Genomic DNA, 15859 nt, shown 5'->3' with positions numbered 1-15859 from the left:
GCTCTACTCCCCCTCCGCGCTCAAGAAGGAGGAAGCCGCCCCGCTGCCCCTGCCCGACCTCGAGGAGGGCGAGGAGGTTCCGGGCCGCGCCCGCGCGGTGGGCACGCTGGTGCACTACGCCATCGGGCAGAACTGGCGCTTCTCCAACCCCGACCACTACCGCAACCTCGAGGCCCAGGAGGTGATGTTCCCCTTCGACCCCGACGAGCGTCAGAGCATCATGCAGGAGGTGGGGGAACTGCTCTGGCGCTACGAGGCCCTGCTGGGCAAGGGCCTGCCCTGGCCCCGCGACGAGGACTACCCCGAGTTCCCCATGGCCCTGCCCCTGGGCGGCACGATCTGGCAGGGCGTCATCGACCGGCTGTATCGGGTGGGCGACCGCTGGATCCTCGAGGACTACAAGACCGACCGCGAGATCGAGCCCAGCCGCTACCACTTCCAGCTCGCCGTCTACCGCGAGGCCATCCGGCAGGCCTGGGGTGTGGACCCCGAGGTGCGGCTGGTGTACCTGCGCTTCGGGGAGATTGTGCCGGTGGGGAGGGGGGCACTCGAGGGGGCGTTGAGGGAGGTCGATGGTCGATAGTCGATAGCTGGGCGCAGGGCGCGGTCGTACGTCCTACGCAAAACGCCAAACGCAAAACGCTCTGGCCCTCGACCCTCGATTGACAAACTGCGAGCCACACACCACCAGCCACTAGCTCCCCTCTCTCAGCTAAGAAGCGCCAAAAGGCCGTAGAGTTAGGCCGAACGTGCGGGGATCGGTCTGGACACTGTTGGTTTTGTCGGCGCTGGTCGGGGCTTGGGTGCTGTGGAGCAATTCGGGGAGCAGGGCTCGGCCTGGCCTGCCGCAGGCGGCGGATGTGCTCGAGCAGCCCCTTCCCGTCGAGCGCCCTTGCCTCGAGCTCCCCGAAGCCGAAGAGGTAGCGCCGCCAGCGGTGCCCCCGGCCATCCGCGGGCGGGTGGGGCTCTACGTGGCCCGTTTCGAGCCGGGGGAGAGCGAGTTCCGACCTTCCAGGGTCGTGCAAATTGCCCCGGAAGACGTGTTCCCGCTGGCTTCGAACTACAAGACGGCGGTGTGGCTTGAGGTGCTGCGCCAGGCCGACGAGGGCAGCCTCGACCTCGCAGAGCGTTTCGTGGTCACCCAGGCCAACCAGTCTCTGGGCGACTACCCTTACGACAACACCCCGGTCCTGGGCCTGGGCTACCGCATGATCGAGTGGTCGGACAACACCGCCACCGACATCCTGCACCGTCGGGTGGGGCTCGCCAGCCTGCAAGCCCTGGCCGACGGCCTCAAGCTGTGCAAAACCCGCCTGCTGCTGCCCACCAAAGCCTGGTGGACGGCGGAGTCCGGCCTAGGCGGCCCCGACTTCCCCCGCTACAAGCTCATCAGCTCGAGCCAGCGCTTCGCCCAGGCTTCCCCCGAAGAACGCCTGCAAATCGCCCGGCGCCTGGACACGGTGGCCCAGAGCCTCCACCCCGACCGCCTGGGCCGGGCCCTCAAGACCTTCTACGGCGGGAGCTACACCTGGGAGCAGATGGCCCAGATCGACCGCAACCTGCAAAACGCCTCCACGCCCTTGGAGTGGGCCCGCTTTTTGTGGTGGGCCTTCACCCACAGCGGGCTCTCACCCCAGAATGACCAGCGCTTTCGCGAGGTGATGGCCAAGGGCTATGGCTCGCGTCGCCTGCGGGTGCGCTACAGCTACTTTGGCGGCAAGTCGGGCAACACGGCGGGCGTGCTGGGCTTCAGCGGCTACCTCGAGGCCCCTGACGGCAGCCGCTACGTCTACGTCTTCCTCTGCGACACCATTCCCGAGGTCAACACCTTCAGCCTCGCCCGTCCGGCCTTCGGGCTCATCAACGAGTCCCTGCTGCGGCTGGGCATGAAGGCCCGCTGAGGACCCGAAGATCGATTGCCACGTCCTGTCCGCTCGCCGATGCGGCTATACCGGTCAGTACGCCGTCTTTACCCCATCGCCCGGCTCAGACCTTGTGAAGAGCGCCCTAAAATCGAGATATGCGCCACCTCGAGCTCGCCTTCACCGGCCCCGCCACCTTCCTCAAAGCCCCTCACCGCCCTCTCTCCGAGCCCTGGACCGCCGACGTGGGCTTTTTGGGCCTGCCCTACGACTTCGCCGTGGGCTACCGCCCCGGCGCCCGTTTCGCCCCCAATGCCCTGCGCGAGGCCAGCGGTCGTTACGCCCCCGGACCCGAAGGCTACTTCGACCTCGAGACCCAGACCTACCGCCTCAAGGGCGTGAGCCTGGTAGATGCGGGCGACGTGGACCCGGCCCAGCTCGAGTACGCCGAGTCCTTTCGCCGCATCACCGCAGCAGCCAGGGCCTTGCGCAAGCGGGTTGGGCTCCCGGTGTTTGTGGGGGGCGACCACTCGGTTACCTACCCCGTGCTGCGAGCCTACGACGACCTCGAGGAGCTCCACGTTGTCCAGCTCGACGCCCACCTCGACTTTTCCGACCTCCGCAACGCCACGCGCTACGCCAACTCTTCTCCCTTCCGCCGCGCCGTCGAGGACGTACCCGGCCTGAAGCACATCACCGTGATCGGCCTGCGGGGCCTGCGCACCAACCCTGAGGCTTACCGGGCCGCCAAAGAGCGCGGCCATACGCTCATCCCGGCAACCAAGGTACGGCAGAACCTCAGCGAGGTCCTGGCCCAGCTTCCCCAGGGCAAAAAGGTCTACCTCAGCTTCGACGCCGACGTGCTCGACCCCTCCATCCTGCCCGGTACCAGCAGCCCGGAGGTGGAGGGCCTGACCTACGCCGAGGCCATGCAGGTGCTGCGGCAGACCATCGCGCAAAATGAACTCGTGGGCTTCGACTTCGTGGAGTTTGCGCCGAATTTGGATCCCAGCGGCCTCTCGGCGCTGGTGGGAGCGCGGCTGCTGGCCGAGGTGCTGGCGGTGTGGGGGCCTGAAATGGCCCTATGAATCGAGGGGGCTACGAACGCCCCTTCCACCACGATTCAAGACGTGGGTATAAATCATGGTGGTCTTGACATCCTTGTGGCCCAAAAGCTCCTGTACCGTGCGGATGTCGTAGCCCGATTCCAGCAGATGGGTCGCGAAGCTGTGGCGCAGGGTATGCACACTGGCGTGCTTATGAATTTTGGCTGCCTTCATGGCCTTCTTCATAGCCCGCTGTATACCGTCTTCCAGGATGTGGTGCCTACCGATGCGCCCGGTGCGTGGGTCTTGGGAACGCTGAGCCGCCGGAAAGACATACTGCCAGGCCCAGGATGTTGCGCCACTTGGGTATTTGTGCGCCAGTGCATTGGGCATCTCTACCTCCCCATATCCTTCAGCCAGGTCGAGATCATGCAAGGCTTTTGCGTACTCGAGCTGCCTATGCAGCCCATCCACCAGCTTGGCTGGCAACATGGTTTTGCGTTCCCGGTTGCCTTTGGTCTCGCGCACTGTGATTTCTCTGCGGGCAAAGTCAATGTCCTTGACGCGCAAGCGTAAGCCTTCCATCAGACGCATGCCTGTTCCGTACAGCAGCGACAAAACCAGATGGTGAACCCCATGGGTATGTGCCAGTATGGCCTGAACCTCTTCCCTGGTAAACACCGTGGGTAAGTGCTTGGTTCGTTTGGCCCGGATCGCCTCGATGTTCTCGGGTAGGGGGTTCTCGAGTACCGTCTTGTACAAAAACAGCAAGGCCGAAAGGGCTACGTTCTGCGTTTAACTGCGAGATCGGTTAGGTAGGCCCTTACCTCTTCTAGCCCCAACTCCCTTGGGTGTTTTCTGCCGTGGAACCTGATGAAGTCGGTGATGTAGTATAAATACGACTGTTCAGTACTGCGGGCTAGATGGCGAACCCTGATGGCCTCGCGCACTGAGTTTAGGAAGGGGGAGGTTTTGGGTGAATACAATTTCGGTGGTTTATCGTCATTCGCCACTTCGGTATAACTCCTCTCAGGAGGGTGTTATACCGCAGGTGCGGCATAATTACTAGTTGGGCCGCTCCCGCTAAGGAGAGAGTATGCCTCGATACGTTGCGTTCCTTCGTGGTGTAAGCCCAATGAATGCCAAGATGACAGAGCTGAAGCATTCCTTCGAGGCAGCTGGCTTTACAGACGTTAAGACAGTCCTCACTAGTGGGAACGTCGTGTTTAGTGCCCGCGCCAAATCTGAAATGGCACTCGCACGCCAAGCCGAGGCCGCTATGGCAAAGCAACTCAGCCGCACGTTCTACACTATCGTTCGTCCGGTAAGCGTCCTGCGCGATCTGGTCGAAGCCAACCCGTATGCGGCCTTCGATCTGCCAGCGAAGGCAAAGCGCGTTGTCACGTTTCTGGGCGAACCCTATCAAGGAAAGCTCTCGCTACCAACGGAGACGGAAGGCGTCCACATCCTATCTATGAATGGACGCGAAGTCTTTACGGCTTACGTCCCGAACCCACGCGGCCCTGTGTTCATGGTGTTGATCGAGAAGCTGTTTGGCCGTCACGTGACGACTCGCACTTGGGAGACGGTCAAGAAATGCGCCACGGCATGAGCACAGTGGCCCAACACAGCATGCAGCCGACACGCTCCGCTCGCTACGCGTGCGGCTGATGCCTGGCGTTAGGCCGCGTGAACACCAACGCGGCTCGTAGAAGAAGGACACCATGTACAAAGAAGGACAAGGCGCGTTTTGCGACATCAATGGCGCAAGGCTTTACTATGAGATTGCCGGTTTGGGCACACCCATAGTGCTCATTCATGGTTTCGGTCTCGACTTGCGCATGTGGGATGACCAATTTGGCGTCTTGGCAGAAGACCATCGGGTGCTTCGATACGATGCCAGAGGGTTTGGCAACTCCTCCCTCCCAAATGGCGCTACATACACACATGCCGACGATCTCAACGCCCTTTTGGAGTTTTTAAACATCGAAGCCGCCACCATCATTGGGCTATCAATGGGAGGAAGGATAGCGTTGAACTTTACGCTTAATTTTGCGCCACGTGTTCGTAAACTGGTGTTGGTTGATTCGGCGTTGAATGGCTTCCAATGGTCACCTGAGTGGCAGGCGTTGTGGCAATCGATGCAAAGAGTGGCTGTCGAGCGAAGTTCCAAGGCGGCAAACGCGCTCTGGCTTGCTCATCCGCTCTTTGCGCCTGCGCGCGAACACCCCCATGTGCGGGCACGACTAGCCCAGATGGTCGGCGACTATTCGGGCTGGCATTGGAACCATCAAGATTCGCATCGGCCAACCCCGAATCCCGATGAAGGGAGACTCGGCGAACTCAACGTACCCACACTCGTATTGGTTGGCGAACGAGATCTTCCCGACTTCCACAGGATTGCAGACATTCTTCATCGCGGCATCAAAGGAGCAAGAAGAGAGATCATCCCGGGCGTCGGTCACATGAGCAACATGGAAGCGCCAGAACATTTCAATAGAGCCATGTTCTCTTTTTTGCGAGCATTTGCCGCCTAACCTTGCGTCAAGCTGACGACTGCGCCAGTGGGGCCCGCGCGCTAGCAGGTACGTGTGGCGCAGCCGCAGCTTACGCCGGCCGTTGTACACAAAACCGTTGCCGCCTGGACGAGTGGCAACGTCTGTGAGTAGCGCTATATGTTTCGCAGGAAATCCTCCACCAGCCCCAGCACCAGGGGCTCCTTTTCCCGGTGGGGTACGTGACCACAGTCATGCAACACCTTCATGCGCGCGGGGCCTTGCACTCCATCTACAATGCGCTTCGGGAAAGCCGTGGATCCATACTCGTCGCGGTCGCCATGCAGGGCCAGCACGGGGCAGTGAACCCCCTTCAAACGGGGTTCCAGCGACCAACCCCGGAACGCCGGCGAGAGCCAGACTCCGGTCCAGGCTTCCAGCACCCAGCGGGCTTTTTCGCCGTGCCAGCGGGTGAGGCGGGCGAACTGGGCGGGGTCTTGGAAACCCTGCTGGGCGGCCCGGATGCCCTCGAGCGTGCGCTCTTCCACAAAGGCCTGGGCTGCCTCGGTAATCACCGCTTGGCAGCGACCGGGCTGATGGGCGGCGATGCACAAGGCCATGGCGCCCCCCACGCTGTGCCCAAAGAGGATGTACTGGTCTAGCTCGAGCTTCGCGGCAACGGCGGGGAAGTAGGTTTGGGCTTCCTCGAGGATAAACCCCAACGAAGGTGGTTCGGTTCGGGGCGAGGATCGTCCAAAACCCAGGCGGTCGTAGGCCCAGACGGTGCGTCCGGTGGCCTGGGCCAGGGCCGCCGGAAACTCGCGCCAGAGCTCCACCGACCCCAGGGAGTCGTGCAGCAGTACGAGGGGGGCCTTTGGGGGTTGGCCCGTAGCCCACTGCCGCACGAAGACCTGGCCGCCCGGCACCTCCACAAAAGCATCTCGAACCTGTATTGTGCTCACAGCCTAGGTGAGTGTACCAGAGGAACCAAGGCGCTTAGCCAGAGGGAAAAACCTGTCTGCCGCCGACGTAGACCGCGTGAATCGGCGTATGGCCCCATTGATAGAGCGGCATGAGCGCACTGCTTGAATCCACCACCACGAAATCCGCTCGAGCCCCCACCTCAATCTTCCCCAAATCCTTCCTCCCTAGGGCCAGCGCCGCATTTTCGGTGTGGGCGATCAGGACTTCCTCGGCGCTGAGGCGGCCCAGGCTCATGGTGAGCTGCATCGCCAGCCAGGGGCTGTAGAGCGGGCTGGAGCCGGGGTTGTGGTCGGTGGCGATGGCCACCCTCACGCCCGCGTCCCACATGGCCCGCGCGTCGGGGAAGGGCTTGCGCAGGATGACCGCCGCACCGGGGAGCACCGTACCCACCGTGCCGCTTTTTGCCAGGGCCTGCCAGTCGCTCTGGGTAGACTGCTCGAGGTGGTCCGCCGACAGTGCCCCCAGTTCCGCCGCGAGCCGGGTGGCCCCGGTGTGGGCGATCTGCTCGGCATGGACCTTGACCTTCAGGCCGTGGGACAGGGCGGCCCCCAGGATTTGCCGGGTCTCCTCCAGGGTGAAGGCCCCCTGGTCGCAGAACACGTCCACCGCCTCGGCCAGCCCGCGGCGGGCTACCTCGGGGATGAGTTCCCGACAAAACATCTCCACGTACTTTTCCCGCTCCCAGCCTTTGGGAACCACGTGGGCCAGCAGGGTGGGGAAGATGCGCTGGGGCAGGGTTTCCTTTAGCCGCCGGATCACCCGCAGCATCTTGAGTTCGGCCTCGGGAAGGAGGCCGTAGCCGCTCTTGACCTCGAGGCTGGTCACGCCCTGGGCCAGGAAGAGGGCGGCGCGGGCGGCAGCCAGCTCGTAAAGCTCCTCCTCGGAGGCCGCAGCCGTGGCCCGCACCGTCGAGTAGATCCCGCCCCCGGCGGCCAGGATGGCCTCGTAGCTTTCGCCTCGGGCGCGTTGCAGGTACTCGCCCAGCCGGTTCCCGCCGTAGACCAGGTGGGTATGCGCGTCCACGAGGCCCGGCACCACGCCTAAGTACCGGCGTCCGCCGGGGGCCGATGGCCCTTCACTGCGCCCGCCCAGGTCGATCTGGGGCCAGCCGCGGTACTCCTCCGGCAGGTCGGCCTCGGCCCCGACCCAGACAAAGCGCCCGTCCTGCACCGCGAGGGCGGCGCGCTCGAGCCTTTCCCTCGGCGTGTAAAGCTCAGCGATGCCCGTAAATACCTGTTTCATTCGACCCCTCGCGAGAGTGCCCGCGAGTCTCCTCGGACTATCGGGCCCGTTGTCGTGGCTATCGACCATCGACTATCGACGGCTTCTGAAGGAAGCCTACTTCTCCCACCCCGCCAGGTCGAGGCCGCGTTCCCTCGCTACTTCCTTCGCCGAGTCGTAGCCCGCGTGGGCGTGGCGCATGACGCCGGTGCCGGGGTCGTTGGTGAGGACGCGCTCGAGCCTGTAGGCAGCTTCCTCCGAGCCATCCGCCACCGTGACCTGCCCGGCGTGGAGGCTGTAGCCCATGCCCACCCCGCCGCCGTGGTGGAAGCTGACCCAGGCCGCGCCCGAGACCGCGTTCAAGGCGAAGTTCAAGAGGGGCCAGTCGGCCACGGCGTCGGAGGTATCCAGCATGGCCTCGGTCTCGCGGTAGGGGGAAGCCACCGAGCCCGCGTCGAGGTGGTCGCGCCCGATGACGATGGGGGCCTCGAGTTTGCCCTTGCGTACCATCTCGTTGAACAAGAGCCCGGCCTTGTCGCGCTCCTTGTAACCCAGCCAGCAGATGCGCGCCGGGAGGCCCTGGAACTTGAACTTCTTCACGCCCTCGGTAAGCCAGCGGCGCAAGTGCTCGTCCTCGGGGAAGAGCTCGAGCACGGCCCGGTCGGTCTTGTAGATGTCCTCAGGTCTGCCGGAGAGCGCCACCCAGCGAAAAGGCCCCCGCCCCTCGCAGAACTGGTCGCGGATGAAGGCGGGCACGAAGCCGGGGTAACTGAAGGCTTCCTCGAAACCCCCCTCCCTGGCGAAGGCCCGCAGGTTGTTGCCGTAGTCGAAGGCCACCGCACCCCGCTTGTGCATCTCCACGATGGCGGCGCAGTGCCGGACCATCGATTCGAGCACCCGGCCTCGGTAGCCCTCGGGGTCGGTCTTGCGCAGGGTGTCGGGGTCCTCGTCGGCACGCAGGAGGGGGATGTAACCGTAGAGGGGGTCGTGGGCGCTGGTCTGGTCGGTCACGAGCTCGGGGGTGAAGCCCCGGCGCACCATTTCGGGCAGCACCTCGGCGGTGTTGCCTAAGAGCCCGATGGAAAGGGGCTCGCCCTTGCGCTTGGCCTCTTCCGCCAACCGCAGGGCCTCGTCGAGCGAGTCGGCCCGCACGTCGAGGTAGGCGGTGTCCAGGCGGCGCTGGATGCGTTCGGGGTCAATCTCCACGCAGATTGCCACGCCGCCATTGAGGGTCACGGCCAGGGGCTGCGCCCCGCCCATGCCGCCCAGCCCGCCGGTGATGGTGATGGTGCCCTTCAAGGAGCCGCCGAAGTGCTTGCGGGCCGCGGCGGCGAAGGTCTCGTAGGTGCCCTGGAGGATGCCCTGGGTGCCGATGTAGATCCAGCTTCCCGCCGTCATCTGGCCGTACATCATCAGGCCCAGGCGGTCGAGCCGGTCGAATTCCTCCCAGGTGGCCCACTTGGGCACCAGGTTGGAGTTGGCCAGGATGACCCGCGGGGCCAGGGGCTGGGTCTTGAACACCCCCACCGCCCGGCCCGACTGCACCAGCAGGGTCTCGTCGTTCTCGAGCCGCTCGAGCACCGCCAGAATGCGCTGCAAGTCCTCAGGGCTCCGCGCGGCCTTGCCGCGCCCGCCGTAGACGATGAGCTCTTCGGGCTTCTCGGCCACCTCGGGGTCGAGGTTGTTGAGGAGCATGCGCTTGGCGGCTTCCTGGATCCAGCCTTTGGCGCTTCGGATAGGGCCTCGGGGGGCTTTGTAGGTCATGGGCGTTCTCCTTGGGGCGTGAAGGTGTCCTCGAGAAAGTACCGGTCCCCGCGCATCAGGTACTCGACCCAGGTGACGGGGGTCTGTAGGGTGTAGGTCACGCGCTCCAGCCGCAGCCCCGGCGCCCCGGCGGGCTGTGCGAGCAGGGCGGCGACCTCGGGATCGAGTGCCACGGCCTCCAGGCGCTGCCAGACCTTGGTCAGGGGCAGGCCCAGCGCGTGCACCAGGATGTCGTGGAGCGACTCGGCGGTGAGGTCGTGCGCCAGCACCGCGCCGCAGCGCGCGGCGTCGAGGTAGCGGGTCTCGAGGATCACCGGCTCCTCGTCTAAAAAGCGCAGGCGCTGCACACAGAGCGTTTCGGGCGTGCCCAGCTTCTCGGCTACCTCGGCGGGGGCGGGCCGGGGCTCGGCCACGAGCACCTGGGTTCGAGGCACGGCCCCCTGGGCGGTGGCGAACTCGTAGAAGGGCCGCACCCGCAGGAAACCCTGGCTGAAGCGGCGCACGGCGGGGAAGCTGCCCTTGCCCTGCTGCCTCGAGAGGTAGCCCTCGCGCTCGAGCTCCTGCAAAGCCCGCCGCGCGGTCATGCGGCTGACCCCGAAGCGCTGGGAGAGCTGGTTCTCCGAGAGGGGAAAACCGGGCTGGGGCTTGGCGAGTTCGCGCAATACCGCTTCCTTGACCTGAAGGTACTTCACAACGCAACCTCAAGGTTGTATATACAACCTAAGATGAAGCGAGGTCAAGCATGGTCGAACTGGATGCGGGCGTGAGCCTCGAGGTCTTTGAGCGTGTGGTACGCGGAAACGAGCCCATCAGGCTCGCGGAATCGGCGCGGGAGCGGGTGGCCCGCTGCCGGGCCTTCGTGGACGGGTTGGTGGAGAAGGGTGAGCCGGTCTACGGCCTCAACACCGGCTTCGGCAAGCTGGCGACGGTGCGCATCGCGCCGCAGGACCTCAAGCTCTTGCAGCGTAACTTGCTCTTATCCCACGCCATCGGGGTGGGGGAGCCCTTCGCGCCCGAGGTAGTGCGGGGGATGCTCCTGCTGCGGGTACAGAGCCTGGCGATGGGCTACTCCGGGGTTCGCCCGGTGGTGCTCGACTACCTGACGGAGTTCCTCAACCGGGGCATCACGCCGGTGGTGCCCTCCCAGGGCTCGGTGGGAGCCTCGGGGGACCTGGCCCCGCTGGCCCACATGTGCCTGCCGCTGATCGGGGAGGGCGAGGTGGAGTACCGGGGGCAGGTGCGTCCGGCGGGCGAGGTGCTGCGCGAGGTGGGCTTGGAGCCGCTGGAACTCGAGGCCAAGGAGGGCTTAGCCCTCATCAACGGCACCCAGGCCATGGCCTCGCTGCTGGCGCTGCTGCTGCTGGACAGCCAGACCCTGCTCAAGAGCGCCGACCTGGCCGCCGCCATGAGCGTCGAGGCCCTCAAAGCCAGCCACCGCCCCTTCGACGAGGCGGTGAGCCGCCTGCGTCCCCACCCCGGCATGGCCGCCACCAGCGCCAACGTGCGCAAGCTCCTGCACGACTCCGAGATCATGCGCTCGCACATCGACTGCGACAAGGTGCAGGACGCCTACAGCCTGCGGGCGGTCCCCCAGGTGCACGGGGCCAGCCGGGATGCCTTGGCGCACGTGCGGGAGGTGGTGCTGCGCGAGATGATGAGCGTCACCGACAACCCCCTGGTGCTCCCCGACGAGGCCCGCACCCTCTCGGCGGGCAACTTCCACGGCCAGCCCCTGGCCCTGGCCGCCGACTACGCGGGCATCGCTCTGGCCGAGCTGGCCAACATCTCCGAGCGCCGCATCGAGCAGATGCTCAACCCCTCGCTCTCGGGCCTCCCCGCTTTCCTGGCCGAGGGCAGCGGCCTCAACTCGGGCCTGATGATCAGCCAGTACACCGCCGCCGCCCTGGTGAGCGAGAACAAGGTGCTCGCCCACCCGGCCTCCGTAGACTCCATCCCCACCAGCGCCAACCAGGAGGACCACGTCTCCATGGGCACCCACGCCGCCCGCAAGGCCCGCGCCATCTACGAGAACGTGCTGTGGGTGCTGGCCATCGAGCTCGCCTCCGCCGCCCAGGCCCTCGACTTCCACGCGCCGCTACGGCCAGGCAAGGGCGTGGAGGCCATCTACCGGCGCATCCGTGGGGAGATCCCGCACCTCGACCGCGACCGCTACCTCAAGCCCGAGCTCTCGCGCCTGCGGGAACTGATCCGCTCGGGGACGCTGGTGCGGGTGGCGGAAGAGGCGGTGGGGGAGATGGTTTGAGGGGGTCGTACGTTGTACGCAAAACGCAAAACGCAAGACGCCTCGGCCCTCGACGAACCACGAGTCACTGGCCTCTAAGGGGAGCCGACGGCTTCTCCGGCTAGCTCGAGGAGGCGCCGTGCTGCCTCCTCGCTCACCGGCATCACCGAGAGGCGGTTGCCGCGCCGGACCACCCACAGCTCGTCGGGGGTGAAGGTCTGGCGCAGGGCCTCGAGGCTCACCATGCGCGCGAAGCGCCGGACGAACTCGACCTCCACCGTCCACCAGCGGGGGTTTTCCGGCCTGGCGGCGGGGTCGTAGTACGGGCTTGCAGGGTCGAACTGGGTGGGGTCCACCACGTCGGTCCGCACGACCTTGCACAAGCCCACGACGCCCGGGGGCTCGGTGCTGGAGTGGTAGAAGAAGGCCAGGTCGCCCGGCTGCATGGCTCGCAGGAAGTTGCGGGCCTGGTAGTTGCGCACCCCGTCCCAGAGGGTGCTTTGCTTGCGCTCGAGGTCGTCGATGCTGAAGGCGTGAGGTTCGGATTTGAGCAACCAGAAGGCCATGACGGGCCTAAGCTTAAGGCATTGGCCCGCTTTGCCCATGTCCTTCTTAGCGAATCTCAGCCTGGACTCATTTGCATAACGTGACCCGATGTACGATTCTCCATATGAAGCGCTCAGGTTTATCGCTGTTGCTACTGGTTCTGCTCCCCGCCTGCACGATCATCATCGACACCGGCCCCGTCGATATCACCCAGGCGGCGGTGACCCAGTCGGACTCGCCCCTGTTTTCCTCTGACCCCACCAGGGTCTTGTGCGTGGACCGGGATACCTGGATCACCATCGACTTCAGGCACACCGGGCAGGTAAGCCGCTGGAGCTTCCGCTGGACCTACGCCAACGACGGAACCCTGCGCGATTACCAGGAGTTCACGGCCTCGAGCCGGGAGGTGCAGCCCTCGGCGACCAGCCAGGTCATTACCAGATACAAAGTCCCCGCGGCCCCGCCTGCCGTCGCGGCCCGCCCCAACATCGTGGTCGAAGCCCCGGTGGTGTTGCAGGTCGTGGCCTATTCACCGGATGGGTCTTCCGACACCTTCACGAAGACCGGCTACAAAGAGACCACGTGTAACTGAATGCGCCCAGAGGCCGTTCAAGGGGGGTAAAATGCCCAGCGTGAACGGCCTCGCGCAATTGAAGGGGCGGTTGGGCCACAAGGTGCTCACCGACTTGCCCCAGCGCCAGCTTTACCGCTACGACGCCATCGCCGTCGGGGAAACCCCGGCGGCGGTCGTGTTGCCCGAGACCACACAGGACGTGGTGGAGGTGGTGCGCTTCGCCAAGGCGGCGGGTCTGCCCGTGGTGGCGCGGGGAGCGGCCAGCGGGTTATCGGGCGGGGCGGTGCCGGTGCGGGAGAGCATCGTCGTCGCCTTCACCCGCATGACCCGCCTCGAGCTCGACCCCATCCGCCGCATCGCCATCGCCCAGCCGGGGGTGGTCACGGCCTGGATCAGCGAGCGGGCCAAGCCCCACGGCTTGTACTACCCGCCCGACCCCGCCTCCTTCCGCACCAGCACCCTGGGCGGCAACCTGGCCGAGAACGCCGGGGGCCCGATGTGCTTCAAGCGCGGCGTGACCGGTGACTACGTACGCGAGCTCGAGTTCGTCGATGCTTTTGGCGAGGTGCACCGCCTGGGTCGCGAGGCCTACGACCTGCCGGGCTTGCTCATCGGCAGCGAAGGTACGTTGGGCCTCATCACCGAGGCCACGCTGCGCCTCGAGCCCCTCCCCAAGCACACCCGCACCCTCATGGCCCACTTCGCCGAGGTGGGGCAGGCCGCCGAGGCCGTTTCCAAGGCCATCGCGGCGGGAGCGGTGCCTTCGAAGCTGGAGTTCATGGACCAGGGCTGCATCCGCGCGGTCGAGGACTACTTGCACCTGGGCTTGCCGGTGGACGCGGCGGCGCTGCTGCTCGTGGACACCGACGGCGACGACGCCGAGGTGGTGGCGGAGGAACTGGAGTGGGTGGCCCAGGCCTGCCGCGCGGCGGGCGGGGTGGTGCGGCTGGCGCATAGCCCGGCGGAAGCCGCCCAGCTCTGGCAGGCGCGGCGCTCGGTGTCGCCGGCCATCGGGCGCATCCGCTCCAAGCGCATGAACGAGGACATCGCGGTGCCGCGCTCGAGCCTCCCCGCCGTGGTGCGCGAGATCGAGGCTTTGGGCAGGCAGTATGGGCTTCCCCTGGTGCAGTTCGGCCACATTGGCGACGGCAACCTGCACCCCAACATCCTCTATGACCCCAAGACCGACTCCGAGGAGCGGGTGTGGGAGCTGGCCCACGAGGTCGCGCGGGTGGCGCTGCGCTATGGCGGGGTGCTCTCGGGCGAGCACGGCATCGGCCTGATGAAGCGCGAGTTCATGCGCGAGGCGGTGGACGCCCAGACCCTCGCTATTCTCTGGGACGTCAAGCGCCGTCTGGACCCCGAGGGGCGCTTGAACCCCGGAAAAGTCCTCCCGGAGTAGGGGAGTATTCTGGAGCCATGCTCAATTGGCTGTTGGCCGCTCTCGATCTGCTGCTCCTGCTCGGTCTGTGGGGGTACGGCCTGCTGGCTTATGAAAAGCTCCCCGACCGGATTCCCACCCACTTCGACCTTCAGGGTAACGCGCTGGCGTGGGGGGCGAAGTCGAGCCTGCTCCAAGTTCTCCTTATCTTCAGCGGACTCGCCGCTTTTATCGTTGCCCTTTCGGCCCTGACCTTGCGGGACGCCCGCCTCACCTGGCTGAACGTCCCGCACAAGGACCGGCTGCTCCGCCTCCCCCCGGCGGCCCGGCAGGAGGCGCTGTCGGTGGTGTGGGGCTTCCTGTGGGCGCTGCTGCTGGCGGTGCTGCTCGTGGCCTGGTTGATCACCTGGATGATGGCCCGCTACGCCCACGGCACCCCGTTGCCGGGCGGCTTGGTGATCGCCGGGTGGGTGCTCATCCTCGCCTATCTGGTGCTCCTCGCGAGCCTTCTGGGGCGCAGCTTGCGGGGGGTGCTCGAGCGGCTCGAGGACAGGCAGGGGAGAGGCCAAGCGCCCAGCCACTAAGGCTGGGCGAGAAGAGGGATACCCCTACGTCCGGTGTCTTACGTTTGGCCTTTGGCTATTGGCTATCGACACTCCCACCATCACCGCAACCGGTAGCCGATGTTCTCCAGGATTCGCCGGGCCGCCTCGCGTTCTTCCGCCGTGGCGAAGCCCATGCGGATGGCCCCGCCCTCGTCGCGGATGGCCAGCACCTCGAACTGCTTGATGTTGATGTGGGCGTCGCCCAGGGCGTTGGAGATTCTGGCGATCTGGCCGGGCTTGTCAGGCACCTGCACCACCAGCTCGTGCAGGGTGGGCAGCAGGCTGCGCTTGACGATGGGGAGGGAGTCGCGGGTGCGCTTGGCGGCCAGGGCGGCCTCGAGCAGCTCTTCGGGGTGCTCGAGCAACTCCTCGAGTTCGGCCAGGATGGCGCGCAATTCCTCCACCGCTTCGCGCAGGGCCTCACGGTTGCTCACCACCATATCCCGGCTCATGCGCGGGGAGCCCGAGGCCACGCGGGTGAGGTCGCGGAAGCCCCCGGCGGCCAGGAACATTAGCAATTCCTGGTGCTCGTCGCGGGCCACCATGTGGTTGAGGGCCACGGCCAGCAGGTAGGGGAGGTGGGAGATGCGGGCCACCAGCCGGTCGTGGAGGGCGGGGGGGATCTCGAGCGGGTAGGCGCCGAGTTCCTTGACCAGGTGCCGCAGGCGCTCGAGGGCCTGCGGAGGTGTCTCGGGCGTGGGGGTGATGACCCACACCGCGTTTTGCAGCAGACCGGCGTGGGCCGCCTCCACCCCGGCCTTCTCGCTGCCGGCCATGGGGTGGCTGCCCACGAAGTTGGGCAGCACCCCCGAAAGCGCCTGGACCACCGGCCCCTTGACGCTGCCCACGTCGGTCCAGAGGCTGTCGGGGCGGGCATAAGGGGCCAACTGCCGGCCTACCTCGGTGAGTACCCCTACCGGAGCGGCCAGCACGCCCAGGTCCAGCTCGCCGATCCAGCTTCCCGGCGTGGTGTGGACCTTGTCGGCCACGCCCAGGGCCAGGGCGTCCTCGAGGGCGGAGGGGTCGGGGTCATAGGCGTGGACCTCGCTCGCCAGGAAGCGCTCGCGCAGGCCCAGGGCCACGCTGCCCCCCAGCAAGCCGATGCCGAAGATGCCCACCTTGTTGAACAGAGGCTTCAT

Annotated in this window: 16 protein-coding genes and 1 pseudogene; 9 read left to right on the top strand and 8 right to left on the bottom strand. The window is 65.9% G+C overall.

Annotated elements, in window-relative coordinates:
- The 3 genes from Mrose_RS08465 to Mrose_RS08455 form a co-directional block, all read left to right on the top strand.
- Positions 1-583, top strand: a 583-nt coding sequence (locus Mrose_RS08465) for a PD-(D/E)XK nuclease family protein (RefSeq protein ID WP_182482736.1), incomplete at its 5' end; no start/stop codon positions are given.
- Between the two features lie 166 nt (positions 584-749).
- Positions 750-1901, top strand: a complete 1152-nt coding sequence (locus Mrose_RS08460) for a serine hydrolase (RefSeq protein ID WP_119277337.1) — start codon at positions 750-752, stop codon at positions 1899-1901.
- A gap of 119 nt (positions 1902-2020) precedes the next feature.
- Complete coding sequence (locus Mrose_RS08455) at positions 2021-2950, top strand: arginase family protein (protein WP_119277334.1); 930 nt, start codon at positions 2021-2023, stop codon at positions 2948-2950.
- On the opposite strand, the pseudogene Mrose_RS08450 reads toward Mrose_RS08455, so the two are convergent.
- Both Mrose_RS08450 and Mrose_RS19915 read right to left on the bottom strand, forming a co-directional pair.
- Positions 2945-3691: pseudogene (locus Mrose_RS08450) on the bottom strand (integron integrase); the annotation flags it as partial. The gene Mrose_RS08455 and the pseudogene Mrose_RS08450 overlap by 6 nt on opposite strands.
- Positions 3691-3858 carry a site-specific integrase gene (locus tag Mrose_RS19915; RefSeq protein ID WP_182482735.1) on the bottom strand — a complete coding sequence of 56 codons (168 nt, stop codon included), beginning with the start codon at positions 3856-3858 and terminating at the stop codon, positions 3691-3693. The gene Mrose_RS19915 and the pseudogene Mrose_RS08450, both read right to left, overlap by 1 nt.
- Positions 3859-4004: 146 nt before the next feature.
- On the opposite strand from Mrose_RS19915, the gene Mrose_RS08440 reads away from it, so the two are divergent.
- Positions 4005-4520, top strand: a complete 516-nt coding sequence (locus tag Mrose_RS08440) for a DUF1697 domain-containing protein (protein WP_119277329.1) — start codon at positions 4005-4007, stop codon at positions 4518-4520.
- A 112-nt stretch (positions 4521-4632) separates the two neighbouring features.
- Positions 4633-5445 (top strand): alpha/beta fold hydrolase, encoded by an 813-nt coding sequence (locus Mrose_RS08435; RefSeq protein WP_119277327.1) that lies wholly within the window; start codon positions 4633-4635, stop codon positions 5443-5445.
- Positions 5446-5579: 134 nt separating this feature from the next.
- On the opposite strand, the gene Mrose_RS08430 is transcribed toward Mrose_RS08435, so the two are convergent.
- The 4 genes from Mrose_RS08430 to Mrose_RS08415 all read right to left on the bottom strand — a co-directional run bounded on the left by Mrose_RS08430 (position 5580) and on the right by Mrose_RS08415 (position 10064).
- Positions 5580-6365, bottom strand: coding sequence for an alpha/beta fold hydrolase (locus tag Mrose_RS08430; RefSeq protein WP_245969731.1), 786 nt, complete (start codon positions 6363-6365; stop codon positions 5580-5582).
- A 34-nt stretch (positions 6366-6399) separates the two neighbouring features.
- On the bottom strand, positions 6400-7629 hold the full coding sequence (hutI, locus tag Mrose_RS08425) for an imidazolonepropionase (protein ID WP_119277323.1): 1230 nt from the start codon (positions 7627-7629) through the stop codon (positions 6400-6402).
- Positions 7630-7725: 96 nt separating this feature from the next.
- Entirely contained in the window at positions 7726-9372 is a 1647-nt protein-coding gene (gene hutU, locus Mrose_RS08420) for a urocanate hydratase (protein ID WP_119277321.1), read from the bottom strand.
- Positions 9369-10064 (bottom strand): GntR family transcriptional regulator, encoded by a 696-nt coding sequence (locus tag Mrose_RS08415; RefSeq protein WP_119277319.1) that lies wholly within the window; start codon positions 10062-10064, stop codon positions 9369-9371. Before Mrose_RS08415 ends, hutU begins: the two co-directional genes overlap by 4 nt.
- A 50-nt stretch (positions 10065-10114) precedes the next feature.
- Between Mrose_RS08415 and hutH the strand changes: the two genes are divergently transcribed.
- Entirely contained in the window at positions 10115-11635 is a 1521-nt protein-coding gene (gene hutH, locus Mrose_RS08410; protein WP_119277317.1) for a histidine ammonia-lyase, read from the top strand.
- 74 nt (positions 11636-11709) lie between these two features.
- On the opposite strand, the gene Mrose_RS08405 is transcribed toward hutH, so the two are convergent.
- Positions 11710-12180 carry an EVE domain-containing protein gene (locus Mrose_RS08405; protein WP_119277316.1) on the bottom strand — a complete coding sequence of 157 codons (471 nt, stop codon included), beginning with the start codon at positions 12178-12180 and terminating at the stop codon, positions 11710-11712.
- Positions 12181-12284: 104 nt separating this feature from the next.
- On the opposite strand from Mrose_RS08405, the gene Mrose_RS08400 reads away from it, so the two are divergent.
- From Mrose_RS08400 to Mrose_RS08390, 3 genes are read left to right on the top strand one after another with little or no spacing between them, the layout of a single operon-like run.
- Entirely contained in the window at positions 12285-12752 is a 468-nt protein-coding gene (locus tag Mrose_RS08400) for a hypothetical protein (protein WP_119277314.1), read from the top strand.
- A 31-nt stretch (positions 12753-12783) separates the two neighbouring features.
- Positions 12784-14136: an FAD-binding oxidoreductase gene (locus Mrose_RS08395; RefSeq protein ID WP_119277312.1), complete on the top strand. Its 1353-nt coding sequence runs from the start codon at positions 12784-12786 to the stop codon at positions 14134-14136.
- Positions 14137-14153: 17 nt separating this feature from the next.
- Entirely contained in the window at positions 14154-14699 is a 546-nt protein-coding gene (locus Mrose_RS08390) for a DUF1648 domain-containing protein (RefSeq protein ID WP_119277310.1), read from the top strand.
- A gap of 80 nt (positions 14700-14779) precedes the next feature.
- Here the strand turns inward: Mrose_RS08390 and Mrose_RS08385 are convergent, their stop codons facing one another.
- Positions 14780-15859: a prephenate dehydrogenase/arogenate dehydrogenase family protein gene (locus Mrose_RS08385; RefSeq protein WP_119277308.1), complete on the bottom strand. Its 1080-nt coding sequence runs from the start codon at positions 15857-15859 to the stop codon at positions 14780-14782.

The sequence above is a fragment of the Calidithermus roseus genome (genome assembly GCF_003574095.1).
Taxonomy (GTDB): Bacteria; Deinococcota; Deinococci; order Deinococcales; family Thermaceae; genus Calidithermus; species Calidithermus roseus.
The sequence above is the reverse complement of the archived record's forward strand: the minus strand, read 5'-3'. Positions and strand labels throughout refer to the sequence as shown.

What these genes read in the sequence shown, in the direction of transcription:
- Mrose_RS08455 (WP_119277334.1), top strand. Translation starts at nt 2,021, where the DNA reads ATGCGCCACCTCGAGCTCGCCTTCACCGGCCCCGCCACCTTCCTCAAA.
- Mrose_RS08440 (WP_119277329.1), top strand. Translation starts at nt 4,005, where the DNA reads ATGCCTCGATACGTTGCGTTCCTTCGTGGTGTAAGCCCAATGAATGCC.
- Mrose_RS08435 (WP_119277327.1), top strand. Translation starts at nt 4,633, where the DNA reads ATGTACAAAGAAGGACAAGGCGCGTTTTGCGACATCAATGGCGCAAGG.
- hutI (WP_119277323.1), bottom strand. Translation starts at nt 7,629, where the DNA reads ATGAAACAGGTATTTACGGGCATCGCTGAGCTTTACACGCCGAGGGAA.
- hutU (WP_119277321.1), bottom strand. Translation starts at nt 9,372, where the DNA reads ATGACCTACAAAGCCCCCCGAGGCCCTATCCGAAGCGCCAAAGGCTGG.
- hutH (WP_119277317.1), top strand. Translation starts at nt 10,115, where the DNA reads ATGGTCGAACTGGATGCGGGCGTGAGCCTCGAGGTCTTTGAGCGTGTG.
- Mrose_RS08405 (WP_119277316.1), bottom strand. Translation starts at nt 12,180, where the DNA reads ATGGCCTTCTGGTTGCTCAAATCCGAACCTCACGCCTTCAGCATCGAC.
- Mrose_RS08400 (WP_119277314.1), top strand. Translation starts at nt 12,285, where the DNA reads ATGAAGCGCTCAGGTTTATCGCTGTTGCTACTGGTTCTGCTCCCCGCC.
- Mrose_RS08395 (WP_119277312.1), top strand. Translation starts at nt 12,784, where the DNA reads ATGCCCAGCGTGAACGGCCTCGCGCAATTGAAGGGGCGGTTGGGCCAC.
- Mrose_RS08390 (WP_119277310.1), top strand. Translation starts at nt 14,154, where the DNA reads ATGCTCAATTGGCTGTTGGCCGCTCTCGATCTGCTGCTCCTGCTCGGT.
- Mrose_RS08385 (WP_119277308.1), bottom strand. Translation starts at nt 15,859, where the DNA reads ATGAAGCCTCTGTTCAACAAGGTGGGCATCTTCGGCATCGGCTTGCTG.